At 72.7% G+C, this 16463-nt stretch carries 9 protein-coding genes; 6 read left to right on the forward strand and 3 right to left on the reverse strand.

What is annotated here, in order from left to right:
* The first annotated feature begins 23 nt into the window (after window positions 1–23).
* On the forward strand, window positions 24–2633 hold the full coding sequence (pepN, locus tag ABS41_RS05390) for an aminopeptidase N (protein WP_290591663.1): 2610 nt from the start codon (window positions 24–26) through the stop codon (window positions 2631–2633).
* Here pepN and ABS41_RS05395 read toward each other — a convergent pair whose 3' ends face one another.
* On the reverse strand, window positions 2634–3572 hold the full coding sequence (locus tag ABS41_RS05395) for a DMT family transporter (RefSeq protein ID WP_290591666.1): 939 nt from the start codon (window positions 3570–3572) through the stop codon (window positions 2634–2636).
* 119 nt (window positions 3573–3691) lie between these two features.
* On the opposite strand from ABS41_RS05395, the gene ABS41_RS05400 reads away from it, so the two are divergent.
* The 5 genes from ABS41_RS05400 (at window position 3692) to ABS41_RS05420 (ending at window position 10820) form a co-directional block, all read left to right on the forward strand.
* Window positions 3692–4789 carry a hypothetical protein gene (locus ABS41_RS05400; protein ID WP_290591668.1) on the forward strand — a complete coding sequence of 366 codons (1098 nt, stop codon included), beginning with the start codon at window positions 3692–3694 and terminating at the stop codon, window positions 4787–4789.
* Between the two features lie 430 nt (window positions 4790–5219).
* Complete coding sequence (gene mnmG / locus ABS41_RS05405; RefSeq protein WP_290591670.1) at window positions 5220–7097, forward strand: tRNA uridine-5-carboxymethylaminomethyl(34) synthesis enzyme MnmG; 1878 nt, start codon at window positions 5220–5222, stop codon at window positions 7095–7097.
* Between the two features lie 16 nt (window positions 7098–7113).
* Window positions 7114–7698 carry a DUF2062 domain-containing protein gene (locus ABS41_RS05410; protein ID WP_290591672.1) on the forward strand — a complete coding sequence of 195 codons (585 nt, stop codon included), beginning with the start codon at window positions 7114–7116 and terminating at the stop codon, window positions 7696–7698.
* Window positions 7699–7707: 9 nt separating this feature from the next.
* Window positions 7708–8910, forward strand: a complete 1203-nt coding sequence (locus tag ABS41_RS05415; protein WP_290591674.1) for a sialidase family protein — start codon at window positions 7708–7710, stop codon at window positions 8908–8910.
* Between the two features lie 89 nt (window positions 8911–8999).
* Complete coding sequence (locus ABS41_RS05420; protein WP_290591676.1) at window positions 9000–10820, forward strand: autotransporter domain-containing protein; 1821 nt, start codon at window positions 9000–9002, stop codon at window positions 10818–10820.
* Window positions 10821–10927: 107 nt separating this feature from the next.
* Here the strand turns inward: ABS41_RS05420 and ABS41_RS05425 are convergent, their stop codons facing one another.
* On the reverse strand, window positions 10928–14677 hold the full coding sequence (locus tag ABS41_RS05425) for a translocation/assembly module TamB domain-containing protein (RefSeq protein WP_290591678.1): 3750 nt from the start codon (window positions 14675–14677) through the stop codon (window positions 10928–10930).
* On the reverse strand, window positions 14674–16449 hold the full coding sequence (locus ABS41_RS05430) for an autotransporter assembly complex family protein (RefSeq protein WP_290591680.1): 1776 nt from the start codon (window positions 16447–16449) through the stop codon (window positions 14674–14676). The genes ABS41_RS05425 and ABS41_RS05430 overlap by 4 nt, the downstream gene beginning before the upstream one ends.
* Window positions 16450–16463: the final 14 nt, after the last annotated feature.

Consider the following 16463-nt stretch of genomic DNA (forward strand, 5'->3'; position numbering starts at 1 on the left):
AACCTTGCGGAAACCCCCGTCCGATGAGTCTTTCCCGGGGCGATGGCTTCGTCCACCTCGCCGATTACCGTGCGCCGGCCTGGCGCGTCCTTCACGCCAATCTAGTCTTCGATCTCGACCCGGCCGCCACGGTGGTCGAGTCAGCGCTCTCGCTCGAGCCCGACCCCAACCAGCCGGGCGAGCCGATCGTGCTCGACGGCGAAGGCCTGGAGCTGCTGGCCATCGAACTCGACGGCCGCGCGCTGGGCGAGGGCGAGTACGCCTACGACGGCCACCGGCTGCAGCTGCCGGGCCCGGGCCGCGCCTGTGAACTGCGCACGCGCGTGCGCATCCACCCCGCCGCCAATACCCGGCTCGAGGGCCTGTACCAGAGCGGTCGGCTGCTGCTGACCCAGTGCGAGGCGCAGGGCTTCCGCCGCATCACTTTCATGGCCGACCGCCCCGACGTGATGCCGCGCTGGCGCATCAGCCTGCGCGCCGATCGCGCCGCTTACCCGGTGCTGCTGGCCAACGGCAATCCGGTGTCGAACCGTTCGCTGGAGGGCGATCGCCACGAAGCCGTGTGGGAAAACCCGCACCCCACGCCGGCCTACCTGTTCGCCATCGCCGCGGGCGAGCTGGGTCGGGTGACGAATACCGTGCGCACCGCCGAGGGCCGCGAGGTCGAGCTCAACGTCTGGGCCGAGCCCGGCGATGTCGAACGATGCCGTTACGCGCTGGGCGCGGTGGAGCGTTCGCTGCGCTGGGACGAGGAGCGCTTCGGTCGCTGCTACGACCTGGACGTGTTCAACGTCGTCGCCGCCCAGGACTTCACCATGGGCGCGATGGAGAACAAGGGCCTGAACATCTTCAACGCCCGCTACATCCTGGCCGACGAGGCCACGGCCACCGACGCCGACTTCCTGGCCATCGAATCGGTGGTGGCGCACGAGTACCTGCACAACTGGTCGGGCAACCGCATCACCCTGCGCGACTGGTTCCAGCTTTCGCTCAAGGAAGGGCTCACGGTCTTCCGCGACACCGAGTTCAGCTCCGACCTGCACTCGCGTGCGCTCAAGCGCATCGAAGTGGTGCGCCTGCTGCGCGGCCGCCAGTTCGCCGAGGACGCCGGCGCGCTGGCGCACCCGGTGCGCCCGGACCGCTACAAGGAAATCAGCAATTTCTACACGCTGACCATCTACGAGAAGGGCGCCGAGGTCATCCGCGTGCTGCACACGCTGGTGGGCGAGGCGGCGTTCCGCGCCGGCATGGACCGCTACTTCGCCGACAACGACGGCCGCGCCGCCACCATCGAGGATTTCCTGGCCGCGCACGCCGCCGCCAGCGGCCGCGACCTGGGGCAGTTCGCGCGCTGGTATTCGCAGGCGGGCACGCCCGAGCTGTGCATCCGCGGCGATTACGACGCCGCCAGCGGCGACTACACGCTCACCGTCGAGCAGCGCACGCCGCCCACGCCGGGCCAGCCGGAAAAGCTTCCGCTGCTGGTGCCGCTGCGCTTCGCGCTCTACGACGCCGACGGCGCCGCGATCACGACGCCGCCGGAAGGCGACGCCGTCGTACGCGATGGCCTGGCCGAGCTGACCGCCGCCCGCCACGTGCTGCGATGGCGCGGCCTGCGCGGCCGGCCGCTGCCCGCCTTCAACCAGGGGTTCGCCGCGCCGGTGAAGCTGCACTTCGACTATGGCGTGGACGAACTGGCGCGCCTGGCGCGGCTCGAGCGCGACCCTTTCAACCGCTGGGACCTGGTGCAGCGCCTGGCCACCGACGCCCTGCTGGGCGCGGCGCACGCCGAGGCCGCGACGCAGGCGCTGTCGGACGTGCTCGCCGACCTGCTCGACGATGCCTCGGCCGACCCGGCCTTCGTGGCCGAGTGCCTGGCGCTGCCGGATTTCGACACCCTGGCCGAGCAGGTCGCCGAGGTGGATGTCGAAGCACTGGTGGGCCGGCGGGAGGAATTGCTCGACCGCCTGGCCGAAGACCACGTCGAGCGCCTGCAGTCGCGCTACGAGGCGCTGGCCGCGGCGGCCGGCGGCGGGCTGGACGGCCCGGCGATGTCGGCGCGCGCGCTGCGCAATGCCTGCCTGTCGTGGTTGACGCGGCTCGACCCGCAGGCCGCGCTCGCGCAGGCGCAGTTCGAGGCGGCCACCACCATGACGGCGCGGCTGGCAGCGCTGCGTTGCCTGGTGCACTTCCAGGCGCCGGGGGCGGAGGCGGCCTTGGCGGCGTTCCGCGAGCGGTATCGCGATGATCCGTTGGTGACGGACAAGTGGGTGGCGGTGGTGGCGACGCGTCCGCATCCGGAGGCGCTGTCGGACATTGACGCGCTGATGGTTTCGAATTGGTGGAAGCCCACCAACCCCAACCGCGTGCGCGCGCTGCTGGGCAGCTTCGCGCGCTCGAACCCGCTGGGTTTCCATCGCCTCGACGGCGCGGGCTACCGGCGCGTGGCCGGGCAGGTGGCGGCGCTGGACGCGATCAACCCGCAGGTGGCGGCGCGGCTGCTGGGCGCCTTCGAAAGCTGGCGGCGCTGGAGCGCGCCGCACCGCGGCCCGGCGCGCGAGGCGCTGGCGACGCTGGAAGGCAAGCTGGCCTCGCCCGACGGACGCGACCTGCTCGAACGCCTGCTGGCCTGATCAGCCCGTGCGCTTGCGCTGGCCCATCAGGCTGGCCAGCGAGGAGCCGAGCACCACGAGGCCGGCGCCGATCCATCCGGCGGTGCCGACCGTTTCCGGGGCGATGGCGGTCGGCCAGATTGAATGCACCAGCCCCACCGCGCCCAGGCACAGCAGGGGCGTGGTGGCCAGGATGGCCGACACGCGCGAGGCCTCCCAGTGCGCCAGCGCCTCGGCGAAGGCGCCGTAGGCCACCAGCGTGTTCACGGCGCAGTACAGCAGCAGGCCCCAGTGCAGGCCGTCGAGCGCCAGCAGCGCGCCGGGCCGCGCCAGCGGCAGCAGCACCAGGCTGGCCATCACGTAGATCGCCAGCAGGATGGCCGGTGACGACAGCCGCAGCAGCAGCTGCTTTTGCACCAGCGCGTACACCGCCCACACCACCGCCGCCAGCACCACCAGGGCCGAGCCCAGCAGGTAGCCCTGGCCGCCCGGCGGCAGGCCGCCGGCGAGCTGGTCGCGGAAGTACAGGCCCAGCCCGGCCACGATCACCACCAGGCCGGTCCACTGCCAGCCGTTTAAGCGCTCGCCGAACACGACGATGCCGCCCAGGGCCATCAGCAGTGGCGCCAGCTGGATCAGCAGCTGGGCGTTGGCCGGCGAGGTGTACTGCACGCCGAGCAGGTAGAGCACGTAGTTGCCGATCAGGCACAGGCCGGCCACCGCCAGCAGCCACCAGCGCCGGCGGTCGAGCCCGCCGAAACCGCCCAGCCCGCGCCGCGCCGCCAGCCAGGCCAGCATCACGCCCGCCGCCAGCAGGAAGCGGAACCAGGTGAGGGTGTAGGGATCGAGCTGCTCGAGCGTGATCTTCAGCGCCACCGGCAGGGTGGCCCAACACGCGGCCGTCACGAGGGCCAGCAGCAGGCCGAGTTTCCAGCGTCCGGAGGCCTGGTGCATGGACATGGCGGGCGTCTTCGCACGGTATGGAGGGCGCGCACGTTAGCATGGCCACGACCGGCTTGAATTAAGGGCGGATTCACCGCCCCGGGCCAAGACTGCCAGAGCACCTGGGGGGATTCGCCATGACCCGCATCATCGCCGCGCTTGCCGCGCTCGTCCTGCTCTCCGGCTGCGCCACCTACGGGGACGGCTACTACAGCGACCGTGCGGTGTACGCCGACGGCTCCTACTACTACCCCGCCGACGAATACGAAGGCGACTACTACTACGGCACCGAGCCGGCCTACGACTACAACTACAGCTTCGGCTATGGCTGGGGCTACGGTTACACGCCCTTCTGGGGCCTGGACCGCTACCGCTGCCGCAGCTACTACGGCTGCGTGCCGGTCTGGGGTGGCTACTATCCCTACTACTACGCGCCGGGTTGGGATTTCTCGCTCGGCAGCAGCTGGGGCTGGAGCCACTGGGGCTGGTACGGCGGTTACCGCTGGAGCAGCCGCCACCGCTGGTACGACAGCTATTACGGCCACCGGTACGACGGGCGCCGCCACGACGACCGCCGCGACGATCGCCGCCCGCCGCCGCCGCGCAATGCGCGCGAGCGCCTGGAGCGCGAGAACCGCATGCCCGCCCGCGGGCGCGCGGACGATGCGGACGTGATGCGTCGCTACGAAGAACGCCGCCCGGGCCTGGGCGAGTCGGGCCGGCGCGAGCCGGACCCGATCATCGAGGACGAGCGTCCGCGCCCGCAGGCACCGGTCGAGCCGATTGCGCCGCGCCGCCAGCCGGCCACCGGCCTGGGCCGCCCGGCACCGCGCGACATCGAAGGCGGCCGTTTTGGTCGTCCGGTGCAGCGCGACAACGAGGCGGGCATCGAGATGCCCCGCCGCAGCGGCATGCCGGTGCGTCCGGCGCCCGCCAGCAGCGGCGGCCCGCAGATGCGCTACCCGGTGCGCCAGCCGGAGTCGGAGCCGCGGGCGGTGCCGCGGCAGCCGGCCGGCAACCCGGGTCCGCGGATGATGCCGCGCGAAGCGATGCCGCCGCGCCCGTCGAGCGCGCCGCGTGAGTCGATGCAGCCGCGCCCGATGGCGGCGCCGCGCCAGGCGCCCGCACCGCGCATGGAATCGCGCCCGGCCCCGGCCCGTCCGGCCCCGCCGTCGCGCCCGGCCCCGCAAGTGAGACCTGCGTCACAAAATCCAACATCCGGCAGCGAAGACTAGGACGAACGGCCCCTCGCGGCATTGCACCGCGCGTGGGGCCGTCGCATTCTTGGCCCGTCGACTGACCCTCAGCGTCACTTTGCGACGCGAAGCAACCGAATGCTCTGCTCGGCGCCCGGCACCAGGTCCCCTGGATTCCCCCTGTTCCAAGACCCGCCGGGCGCCGACTTTCTTCCTTCGGCGCCGTGTTTTCCCCGGCTTGCCTGAAACCCGCGCATAAAAAAGGGCCTGGCGCTCCCCCCCGGGAGCGCCAGGCCCTGGCATCCCTACCACGCGCCTGACCAGCCCCTGTTCAGTCTGGTCGACGCCCCCCGGCGTTGGCCGTGGCAGGTGCCTTTGGATGAATGCAGGAAGCGTGCCAACCCGCCCGCGGGGTGCGCCAGCCTCCCCGGCGCGGGATAATCGCGGCCTATGTCCCGGACCCCCGCCCATGCTCAGCCATGAAGTGATCGTCATCGGTGGCGGCCATGCCGGCACCGAGGCGGCGCTGGCGGCCGCGCGCGCGGGCGCCCGCACCCTGCTGCTGACCCACAGCATCGAAACCATCGGCCAGATGAGCTGCAACCCGGCCATCGGCGGCATCGGCAAGGGCCACCTGGTGCGCGAGATCGACGCGCTGGGCGGCGCCATGGCCGTCGCGGCCGACGCCGCCGGCATCCAGTGGCGCACCCTCAACGCCAGCAAGGGCCCGGCCGTGCGCGCCACCCGAGCCCAGGCCGACCGCGCGCTCTACAAGGCCGCGATCCGGCGGCTGGTCGAGCACCAGCCGAACCTGACGGTGTTCCAGGCCGCGGTGGACGACCTGGTGATCGAGAACGGCCGCGTGCGTGGCGCCGTCACCCAGTCGGGCCTGCGCTTCGAGGCGCCGGCGGTGGTGCTCACGGCCGGCACCTTCCTGGCCGGCCGCATCCACGTGGGCCTGCAGAACCATCCGGGCGGCCGCGCCGGCGAGGCGCCGTCCACCGCGCTGGCCCAGCGCCTGCGCGAGGGCCCGTTCGTGGTGGACCGGCTCAAGACCGGCACGCCGCCGCGCATCGACGGCCGCACGCTCGATTACACGGTGATGGCCGAGCAGCCCGGCGACGAGCCGCGGCCGGTGTTCTCCTTCCTGGGCCGGCGCGAAGGGCACCCGCGCCAGGTCTCGTGCTGGATCGCGCACACCAACGAGCGCACGCACGACATCATCCGCGGCGGGCTCGACCGCTCGCCGATGTACTCGGGCGTCATCGAGGGCGTGGGCCCGCGCTACTGCCCGAGCATCGAGGACAAGGTGGTGCGTTTCGCCGACAAGGCCTCGCACCAGGTGTTCGTCGAGCCCGAGGGCCTGGACACCATCGAGATCTACCCCAACGGCATCTCCACCTCGCTGCCCTTCGACGTGCAGCTCGATCTGGTGCGCTCGATCCGCGGCTTCGAGAACGCGGTGATCACCCGGCCGGGCTACGCCATCGAGTACGACTATTTCGATCCGCGCGGCCTGAAGGCCTCGCTGGAGACCAAGGCCGTCGAAGGCCTGTTCTTCGCCGGCCAGATCAACGGCACCACCGGTTACGAGGAAGCGGCCGCGCAGGGCCTGCTGGCCGGCCTCAACGCCGCGCGTTTCGTGGCCCAGCGCGAGGCCTGGTCGCCAGGCCGCGACCAGGCCTACCTCGGCGTGCTGGTGGACGACCTGGTGACGCACGGCACCACCGAGCCCTACCGCATGTTCACCAGCCGCGCCGAATACCGGCTGCAGCTGCGCGAGGACAACGCCGATGAGCGCCTGACGCCGCTGGGTCGCGAGCTGGGCCTGGTGTGCGATGCGCGCTGGGAGGCGTGGTCGCGCAAGGCCGGGGCCATCGCCACCGAGCGCGCGCGCCTGCAGGCGATCTGGGTGGCGCCGGGCGGCACGCTGGCCCGGGCGCTGGAAGCGAGCACGGGCGTCGCACCCAGCCGCGAAGGCACGGCGCTGGATCTGATGAAGCGGCCCGAGCTCGACTACGCCGCGCTGGCCGCGGTGCCGGGCCTGGGCCCGGGCGTCGACGACGCCGCGGTCGCCGAGCAGGTGGAGATCGGCGTGAAGTACGCCGGCTACGTCGAGCGCCAGCGCGAAGAGATCGCCCGCCAGCAGCGCCACGAGCAGACCCGCCTGCCGGAAGACTTCGATTACGCCGGCCTGCCGGGCCTGTCGGCCGAACTGCAGTCCAAGCTGGGCACCGTGCGGCCCGAGACCATCGGCCAGGCGCAGCGCATCCCGGGCATGACGCCGGCGGCGATCTCGCTGCTGCTGGTCGCGCTGGCCAAGCGCAAGGGCCGCCGCGTCGCCTGAGGCGACGCGTTCCGACATGCCCGTCCGTTCGCATCCCCTGCACCGCAGCTGGCTGGCGCGCCGACGCCGGCTGCGCCGCTGGCTGCGGCCGCTGCCGCGCCGCGCCAACGTGGCGCGCTACCCGGTGATCAAGTGGTTCGCCGAGGCGGCGCGCAAGCGGCCCTACCTGTGGTCGCTCAAGCGCCAGCACGTGCTGGTGTCGCTGTACTCGGGCGCGGTGCTTGCGCTCATGCCGGTGTACGGCGTGCAGCTGGCCATCGGCCTGGCGCTGGCGGTCTGGCTGCGCGGCAACCTCACGGTGATGGCGGCGCTGCAGATGGTGACCAACCCGCTCACGCTCGGGCCGATCTACTACGCCACCCACAAGCTCGGCAGCTGGCTGATCGGCCTGGTGGGCTACGGCGAGGGCGCCAGCGCGGTGGGAACGCACATCAATGCGCTGGTGGTGGGCGGCATCGTCGGTGGGCTGGGGTTCGCCCTGCTGCTCGACCTGGGCTGGCGCCTGCTGGCCTGGGAGGCGCGGCGGTTCCGGTCGCAGCTGGCGGCGCTGCACGAACACTTCGGCTACCGGCACGGTGACGGCGACGCCCCGGGCGACTAGATTGGCGGCATGAAGACCGCCCTCGCGCTGCTGCTGTGCCTGTCGCCGTCGCTGCACGCGGCGACGGTGTCCGACTGGAAACTGCCGGCCCCGCAGGGTTCGGCCCAGCCGAATCTTTCGCTCGCCCCCGACGGCGACCTGCTGCTGAGCTGGATCGAACGCCGCGCCGGCGGCGGCCACCGCCTCGCCTTCGCGCGCCACGATGCCGGCGAGGGCTGGAGTGCGCCGCGCACGATTGCCGAAGGCGACGACTGGTTCGTGAACTGGGCCGATTTCCCGGCCCTGCAGGCCCTGCCCGACGGCAGCCTGTGGGCGCATGCGCTGGTCAAGAACGGCGAGGCGACCTACGCCTACGACGTGCGCCTGCATGCGTCTTTCGACGGCGGCGCCACCTGGGCGCCGACCCAGGCCGTGCATGAGGACGGCACCCCCACCGAACACGGCTTCGCCACGCTGTGGGCCCAGCCCGGCGGCGGCCTGGGCATCGCCTGGCTCGATGGCCGCCACACCGGCGGCGGCGGACACGGCGGCCACGCCGGCCACGGTGGCGCCATGACCCTGCGCGCCGCCCACTTCGACGCGCGCGGCAAGCGCGCCGAACACGAACTCGACGCCAGCACCTGCGACTGCTGCCAGACGGCCAGCGCGGTGGTCGGTGATGCCGTGCTGCTTGCCTACCGCGACCGCACCGAAGGCGAGGTGCGCGACATCGCCGTGGCGCGCTTCGCCGACGGCGCCTGGCAAAAGCCGGTGACGGTGCATGCCGACGGCTGGGTGATGCCGGCCTGCCCGGTCAACGGCCCGGCCATCGCCGCCCGGGGCGAGCAGGCCTGGGTGGCCTGGTACACCGCTGCCGGCGGGCCGCCCTCGGTGCGCGTGGCCCGCTCGGGCGACGGCGGCCGCAGCTTTGGCGGCCTGCGCGAGCTGGTCCGCGGCGAGGCGCCGCAGGGGCGGGTGGGCATCGCGGCCGACGCGGATGGGGTCTGGGTGAGCTGGGTCGAGGAAGCGGGCGGGGCGCAGTCGCTATGGCTGGCACGTCTCGACCCCGGCCTTGCGCGCGAGCTTTCCCGCACCAGGGTCGCCGACATCGCCGGACGCGGCCGGGCCACGGGCTTCCCGCGCCTGCAGGTGCGCGACGGCACCGCCTGGCTGGCCTGGACCGAAGTGGTGGACGGCCAGCCGCGCCTGCGCGGTGCGCGGGTGCGGCCCTGACCCTACCCAGTGGTATGGCCCGGGGCTTTGCTTTAATGTGGGCGCGCTTGCAGCTGCGCCACCCATAAGTTCCCCGAGGAGTCAAACCAATGCCCCGTACCCACCAGCTCGCCGGTGCCCTTGCCCTGGCGCTTTCCTGCGCCGGCACCGTCCAGGCCCAGGAGTTCACCGGTTTCTACGTGTTCGGCGACAGCCTGAGCGACTCGGGCAACATCGCCCAGCTCAACGGCCTGCCGCCGGGCTATGCCTTCACCACCAACCCGGATCCGGTGGCGGCCAAGATCATCGCCGCCTACTTCGGCCAGTCGAGCCTGAACTCGCTCTCGGGCGGCCCGAACTTCGCCTGGGGCGGCGCCTGCGTGAACCCGGTGGGCCCCTGCCTCAACCCGGTGCCGCGCATCAGCGACCAGGTGACGCAGTACCTGGCGCTCACCGGCGGCAGCGCCGATCCGAACGCGCTCTACAGCATCTGGGGCGGCGCCAATGACATCTTCGCCACCCTGACCCTCGATCCGCTCAACGCGCAGGCCAACACCGTGGCCGCCGCCACCGCCTACGTGCAGCAGATCGCGCGCCTGCAGGCCGCCGGCGCCAACTACATCATCGTCTACAACCTGCCCAACCTCGGCGCCACGCCGCAGTTCCTGGGCACGCCCAACGCCGGCTCGGTCTCGCAGATCACGGTGGTGTACAACTCGGCGCTCAACGCCGGCCTGCAGAACCTCGGCGACGGCATCATCCCGATCAATACCTTCGGCCTGATCAGCGAGATCATCGCCAACCCGTCGCGCTACGGCTTCACCAACGTCACCGGCACCGCCTGCGTCCCGGCCAACTCGATCGCCTGCGACCCGAACACCGGCGGCCTGCCGGGCGGCTACGCCCCGGGCACCAACGAGACCTACCTGTTCGCCGACGGCGTGCACCCGACCGGCGCCGCGCACGCGATGCTGGCCAACGTGGTCATCTCCACCATCGCCGCGCCGGTGCAGTTCTCGATGGCGGGCGAGGCGGGCGTGCAGGTCAACGACAACCACGTGCGCGCGATCACCGACGAGATGCTGTCGGACTTCCAGCTCGACCGCGAAGTGGGCAGCGTGCGCGGCTACGCCACCGTGCAGTACGGCCAGCAGGACTTCGACGCCAGCGCCGCCGTCCCGGGCGCCGATGCCGACGTGCTGAGCCTGAGCCTGGGCGCCAACCACCGCTGGTCCGAGAATGCCTACTGGGGCGTGGCCGTCACCATCGGCAGCCACGACAACGAGATGGGCCTGGCCGCGCTCGACGCGCGCTCGGTCATCGCCTCGCTGCACGGCACCCTGCGCTTCGGCGGCGGTGGCTACGTGCACGGCGCGGTCAGCGGCGGCAGCACCAGCATCGACGTGAGCCGCGGCATCGTGCTCGGCCCCTACCTGCGCGAGGAAACCGGCTCGACCAACGCCAGCCTCGCCGGCGCCGAGCTGGGCCTGGGCTGGCTGTGGAGCGCCGGCAGCATGCAGCACGGTCCGTTCGCTTCGGCCACCTGGCTGCAGCAGGAAGTCGACGGCTTCGCCGAGGACAGCGGCAGCGCCACCTCGATGAACTTCGCCGGCTTCGACCGCGACTCGATGGTCACCCGCCTGGGCTACCAGCTGATGGGCAACGCCGGCAGCCTGCGCCCGTACGTGCGCGTGGCCTACAACGAGGAGTCCGAGGACGGCCAGATCTTCGTCAATGCCGGCTCGAACTCGATGCCGGGCCGCTTCACCATGCCCGGCTTCACCCCGTCGCAGGACTGGCTGAGCGCCGACGTGGGCCTGAACTGGCAGGTCAGCGACGCGGTCACCGCGTTCGCCGCCTACAGCGGCCGCTTCAACGACGACCAGCAGGAGCGCCACAGCGGCAGCCTGGGCCTGCGCGTGACGTTCTGATCGCGGGTTGAGGTGTGACGAGAAGGCCGCCCACCGGGCGGCCTTCTTTTTGAGGCCTGGGGTCGGAGGTAATTTCCTTTGGAAATTACCTCCGACCCCATGTCCTTTCAGCGCTCGAGGCGCCAGTTCAGGGAGGCGGCGTTTTCGTTGCCGGACTCGACGCTGATGTCGAAGCCGCGCACCAGCAGGTACTTGAGCGTCACCACCTGGCCGGTGCCGACCAGCGAGACGCCGTAGCTGATGAACAGGCGCGGCGAAAGGTACTTGCCGACGGTGAGCGCGGCGCCGCCGAGGTTGCGCGATTCGGCCACGCCGGCCTCGTCCAGGCCCAGGCGCGCGCCGATCTGCTGGGCCACCAGGTTGCCGCCGGCGCCCAGCGCCATCGCCGCCGCATCGAGCTGTTCGGATTCGGCGCCGCTGGTGCTGCGCAGCGGCCGGCCGAACACCAGCCAGCTCAGCGCCTCGCTGGTGTCCATCGCCGGCGCCGAGGTGACCGTGGTTTCCGGCCGGCGCGCGGTGCCGCGCACCTGCACGCCGACGGTGACGTCGTCGAACTTGCGCTCGGCAAGGATGTCCAGGCTCGGGTCGTCGAAGGACGAATCGGCGTAGGACAGGCGCGCGCGCCGGATCTCCAGCGCCTGGCCGTAGGCGCGGTAGCTGCCGGTGACGTCGAGCGTGCCCGAGGCGGTGGCGCTGCGTTCGGGGCGCTGGCGCAGGGCGAGTGCGCCGCCCATGCGGCCGTCGAGGCCGAAGCCGCGCAGCCGCACTTCTTCGCCCAGGGTCACGCGCACGTCCAGGTCCACCGGTGCCGCGGCGTCGCGCGCCGGGTCCACCGGGTCGAGCACCACCACGTCGGGCGAGATGCTGGCGCTGCCGTCGAGCAGCTCCAGGTCCACGCGGGCCTCGGGCACCGCCACCTCGCCGCGCACGCGCAGCAGCGAGCGGGCGTAGGTGAGCGAGAGGCGCGGGCTGGCGATGAGGTAGAGCTCGGGCGTGCTGGCGAAGGTGACGCGCTCGCCTTCGAGCGAAAGCTGCACCGGCGCCTGCGGCTCGCGCAGGTCGACGCTGCCGTCCACGCGCAGCCGGCCTTCGCCCGAGCGCAGGCTGCCCGACAGCCGCGCCATGCCCTCGGGCGGGCCGTCGAACTCGAACTCGCCCTCGGCCAGCTTCAGGCCCAGTGCCGGAAGTTCGGCCGCGAAGCCGGCGAGCCGGGCCTGGCCCGAAAGCGCCGGCGCCGAGGCGCTCCCCGCCAGCCGCAGTTGGCCCTGCAGGCGGCCGGTGGGCGTGGCCAGGTCTTCCGAGAACAGTTCGAGGAAGGTGAGTTCGCGCGCATCGATGCGCAGCTCGCCATCAAGCGTCGGGTCGTCGCCGCTGCCGCGCTGGAGCCGCCCCGACAGGCGGCCGCCCTCGGCGAGCGCGGCTTCGAGTTCGACGCCGAGGCCAGCGGCTTCCAGCCGCAGGGTGGCCAGCAGGTTTTCGTAGGCGAATAGGTCGCGCTGCGCTTCCGGATCCAGCCGCAGCGCGCCGCGCGCCGATTCCACCCGGCCGTCGCCGCGCCACTGGCCGGCGCCGTCGCGGCGCAATGCCGCCTGCAGCGACACCGTGCCCTCGAGCGTCAGCGGCACGCCTTCGTCGGCCGGCAGCCAGGGCGTGGCCAGCGCCAGCGGCAGCGCCTCGCCATCGACGTTCAGCGCGTTGCCCTCGGCCTGTACGCACAGCTGGCCCTCGGTGTCGCCGGCGCGCAGGCAGGCGCGCGCCAGCTGCAGGCGGCTCGGGCCGACGCGGAATTCCGCCGGCGCCTGCAGCGCCAGGCTCGGGCCGATGCCGGGTTCGAGCAACAGCCGCGAGAGCGTGCCGGCCACGTCGTCGCCGGCCTGCGCGAGCGTGCTTTCCAGTTCGACCCGGCCGTGCGGGCCGCGGGCCTGCGCCTGCAGCGCGAGGCGGGCGCGGCTGCCGCGCGCGTCGAGCGCGAGTTCATCGGCCTGCAGGCCCGAAAGCGACAGGCCTTCGGCGCGCAGCGAAAGTTCGCCGTCGTCGCCGCGCGCGGGCAGGTCGCCGCGCAGGGTGAGTGCGGCGACCGCCTGGCCGTCGAAGGCCAGCGCCTCGCCCCGCAGGTCGGCCGACACGCCGGGCGCCGCGGCCGGGCCGACCAGGCGGACGCGGCCTTCGAGCCGGCCAGCCGCGCCCGCGGCCAGGTCGGACAGCGCCAGCGGCGACAGCGTTGCCTCGAGGTCGTACTCGTCGCCGAAGCGGCCGCGGGCGTCGAGTTCGCTGTCGCCCAGGCGCAGGCGGGCCTCGCCGTCGCCGCGGCCGGGCGCGAAGCGCAGGTCGGCGCGCGCCAGCAGCGGGCGCTGGCGCAGCTGGCCGGTGAGCGTGGGCACCTGCAGCTCGCCGCGCCACTGGCCGTTGGCGTCCTGCGCGGCCTGCAGCTTCATTTCGCCGTCGAGGCGGCCGGGATAGTCGGGCAGGAAGTAGCCAGGGTCGAGCGCCTGCAGCGTGGCGTCCAGGCGCAATTCGATGGCCGGCGTCCAGCGCACGGCGCCGCTGCCGCGCAGGCCGCCGCCGGGCGTGTCGGCTTCCAGCCGCGCCAGCTGCAGCTGCTCGCGATCGCCCTGGCCGGCCAGGGCGATGCTGGCCTGCTCGCCGTCGCGGGCCAGCGTGGCGGCTGCTTCGAGCGACCAGTCGTCGGCGACGCCCTGCACGCGCGCTTCGCCGCGCGCGACCACGGCCGGCGCGGCGGGATCATCCGAAGGCAGCTGCAGCGATTCGGTGCTGGCGCGCAGGTCGAAGGGCAGTTCGTCGTCGAGCGTGAGCTCGCCGGCCAGGCGCAGCGCGCCGGCGTCGAGCACGAGGTCGAGCGGATCCAGGCGCAGGCGGTCGTCGACGATCGACAGGCGCGAGGGCGCGATCTGCGCGGCGAGCTCGCCCTGCGCGAACTGGCCCGAGACGCTGGCTTCGCCGCCGGTGCCTTCGGCCTTCAGTTCGAAGGCGATCTCGTCGCCGGGTGCGAGGCCGAGCAGCGCGGGCGCCAGGCCCTGGGTGCCTGCCTGGAGCGACCAGCGCGGCGCATCGGCCTCGCCCTGCACGGTGGCGGTGAGCTGGGTGCGGCCGGGCAGCTGGCCGCTGGCTTCGATGCGCAGGTCCTGCAGGCGTCCCTGCACGGAGAGCTGCAGTTCGGCGGCGGGCGCGTCGCCGCCGGCCGGGCGCTCCCAGCGGCCGGTGAGCGCGCTGCGGTAGTCACGCGCCGGGCGGTATTCGCCCTGCAGGCGCAGGTGGCCGGGCGTGCCGTGGGCGTCGAGCGAAGTGAGGGTGAAGCCTTCGTCCACCAGGTGCAGGCCGCGCGCGGCGAGCGTGTCGAGCGCAAGCAGCTCGTCCTCGCCGCGCTGCACGCGCAGCCCGGCCACGTCCACGCGCGCGCTGCGGATGTCGAGCGGCAGCGGGATGCGCGGCAGCACGCCGGGCCACTCGGGCAGCGAAAACGGTTCGTCTTCGGCTTCGGGCAGCACCAGCACCGCGTCGTCGAGCTCGAGCGCGTCGAGCTGCAGGCGGCGGCCGAGCAGGGGCAGCAGGTCGGGGTCGAGCATCAGGCGGCGCGCGCGCAGTTCGATGCCGTCGTGGGCGTAGCGCACGCCGTGCAGCACCAGCGGGCCGTTGAGCGCGCCCTCGGCGCGTTCCCACTGCAGCGCGCCCTCGGGCAGGCGTGCGGTGATCTGGCCCAGCAGCGTGTCGCGGCCGCCGGCGCTGAGCAGCAGCCAGGCCAGCACCGCGCCCAGCAGCGCGCCGAGCGCGAAGCCGGCCACGCCCAGCCGCAGCGACCAGCGGCGAAGGCGCGAGCGCGGGGCGGCCGGCGCGCTCACAGGTCGGGCCCGATGTTGAGGTGCAGCTGCACCGAGTTGGCGGCATCCGAGCCAAAGCCGTGCGCCACGTCCACCCGCACCGGCCCCACCGGCGAGCGCCAGCGCAGGCCCATGCCGGCGCCGACCTGGGGATCGAAGCTGGCGCGGCTGTCGAAGGCATCGCCGGCATCAACGAAGAAGGCCATGCCCCAGGTGCGGTTGAACATGCGCTCGTACTCCACGCTGGCCACCGCCAGGTGCTTGCCGCCGAACACATAGCGGCGGCCGTCGGTGCCGATGAAGAACTGGCCGATGTCCTTGTAGCCGTAGCCGCGCACGCTGCGGTCGCCGCCGGCGTAGAAGCGCAGCGAGGGCGGGAAGGACGGGAACTCGTCGCTCACCGTGGTGCCGATTTCGGCGCGCAGCAGCAGGCGGTTGCGGCGGCCGACGCTGTGCACGAGCTTGCCTTCGGCGCGCAGCTGCACGAAGTCGATGTCCGAGCCCAGCGCGGCCGAGCCGGCGCGCAGCTCCATCGTCAGGCCGCGGGCGCGGCGCGGGTAGAGCGGGTCGTCGGATTCGCTCCACTGCGCCCAGAGCGAGGGATAGACCAGGGTGGAATAGGAATAGTCGAAGCCGGTGGCGGCGTCCTCGAAGCGTTCGCGGCGCAGGTTGAGCGCCGCCACCAGGTTCCAGTTGCCGAGGCGGCCGCTGCGGCTGCCGGCGACTTCGAGCAACTCGCTGTTGATGCCGTTGACTTGCTCCTGCTGCAGGCGCGCGCTGCCGGTGTACCAGCCGTCGATCCAGCGGAAGGCGGGGATGCGGTAGCTGGCGGCCAGGTCGTTGCGGCGCTGCGCGAGGCCGGCGAGCAGGTCGAGCTTGTGGCCGCGGTCGTTCACCCAGCGGCGCTCCAGGCCGCCGGTCAGGCCCAGGCCGCTGTCGGTGCCGAAGCGCACGCCGGCGCTCCACACGCTGCGCTTGGCGGGGCTGAGCTTCACGCTCACCGGCACCTCCAGGTCCTCGCCCTCGCCGGGCTCGGGGCGGATGTCGATGGCGCTGAAATAATCGAGCTGGGCCAGCGAGGACTGCAACTGCACCAGCCGGGCCTGGTCGTAGGCTTCGCCCGGGGTCCAGGGCACTAGGTTCTCGAGCAGGCCCTCGCGGAACTGATGGCCTTCGAAGCTCGCCTCGCCCAGGACGTGGCGCGGGCCGGTGTCCCAGGACAGCGCGATGTCGGCCGTGCGTTCGGCGCGCGTCACCTCCACCCGGTGCGCGTCGAGGCGCGCGCGGAAGTAACCGCGCTCGGCCAGCAGGCGGTCGACCGAGGCCTTGCCGTCCTCGTAGACCGAATGCACGAAGGGCTGGCCCTCGCGCGGCCGCAGGCGGGCGATGCGGCGGGCCAGCACCTCGTCGGACTGGCCCGGGCCGCTGAGCGCGATTTCGCGCTTGCGCACGCGCACCGGCTCGCCCGGCACCACGCGCACGCGCACCGAAACGAGTTCGCCATTGCGCTCGACTTCGGTCTGCACCTGCGATTCGTAGTGGCCGAAGGGCTCGAGGGCCTGGCGCGCCTCGCGCGGCGCCCGCCGCAGCAGGAAGGACAGCCGCGCCTCGGTCAGCGCGCGCCGCCGGGCCGGATTGAGCTTCTCGAGCGACAGCGCGGCCAGCACGTTGTCGCGCTGCGCCTCGTCTTCGAGGCCTTCGACGCGCACCGACACCAGTTCGAGCGCCGCGGCCGGCATCGCCAGCGCGAGGCCCAGGAAGATCGCCAGCAATCGGAGGTGGGGGGCACGCATGCCCCCAGAGGATA

Source organism: Arenimonas sp. SCN 70-307 (assembly GCF_001724815.1).
In the GTDB taxonomy this organism is placed as follows: Bacteria; Pseudomonadota; Gammaproteobacteria; order Xanthomonadales; family Xanthomonadaceae; genus Arenimonas.

Coding starts and splice junctions, on each gene's coding strand:
- pepN (WP_290591663.1), top strand. CDS start 24: ATGAGTCTTTCCCGGGGCGATGGCTTCGTCCACCTCGCCGATTACCGT.
- ABS41_RS05395 (WP_290591666.1), bottom strand. CDS start 3,572: ATGTCCATGCACCAGGCCTCCGGACGCTGGAAACTCGGCCTGCTGCTG.
- ABS41_RS05400 (WP_290591668.1), top strand. CDS start 3,692: ATGACCCGCATCATCGCCGCGCTTGCCGCGCTCGTCCTGCTCTCCGGC.
- mnmG (WP_290591670.1), top strand. CDS start 5,220: ATGCTCAGCCATGAAGTGATCGTCATCGGTGGCGGCCATGCCGGCACC.
- ABS41_RS05410 (WP_290591672.1), top strand. CDS start 7,114: ATGCCCGTCCGTTCGCATCCCCTGCACCGCAGCTGGCTGGCGCGCCGA.
- ABS41_RS05415 (WP_290591674.1), top strand. CDS start 7,708: ATGAAGACCGCCCTCGCGCTGCTGCTGTGCCTGTCGCCGTCGCTGCAC.
- ABS41_RS05420 (WP_290591676.1), top strand. CDS start 9,000: ATGCCCCGTACCCACCAGCTCGCCGGTGCCCTTGCCCTGGCGCTTTCC.
- ABS41_RS05430 (WP_290591680.1), bottom strand. CDS start 16,449: ATGCGTGCCCCCCACCTCCGATTGCTGGCGATCTTCCTGGGCCTCGCG.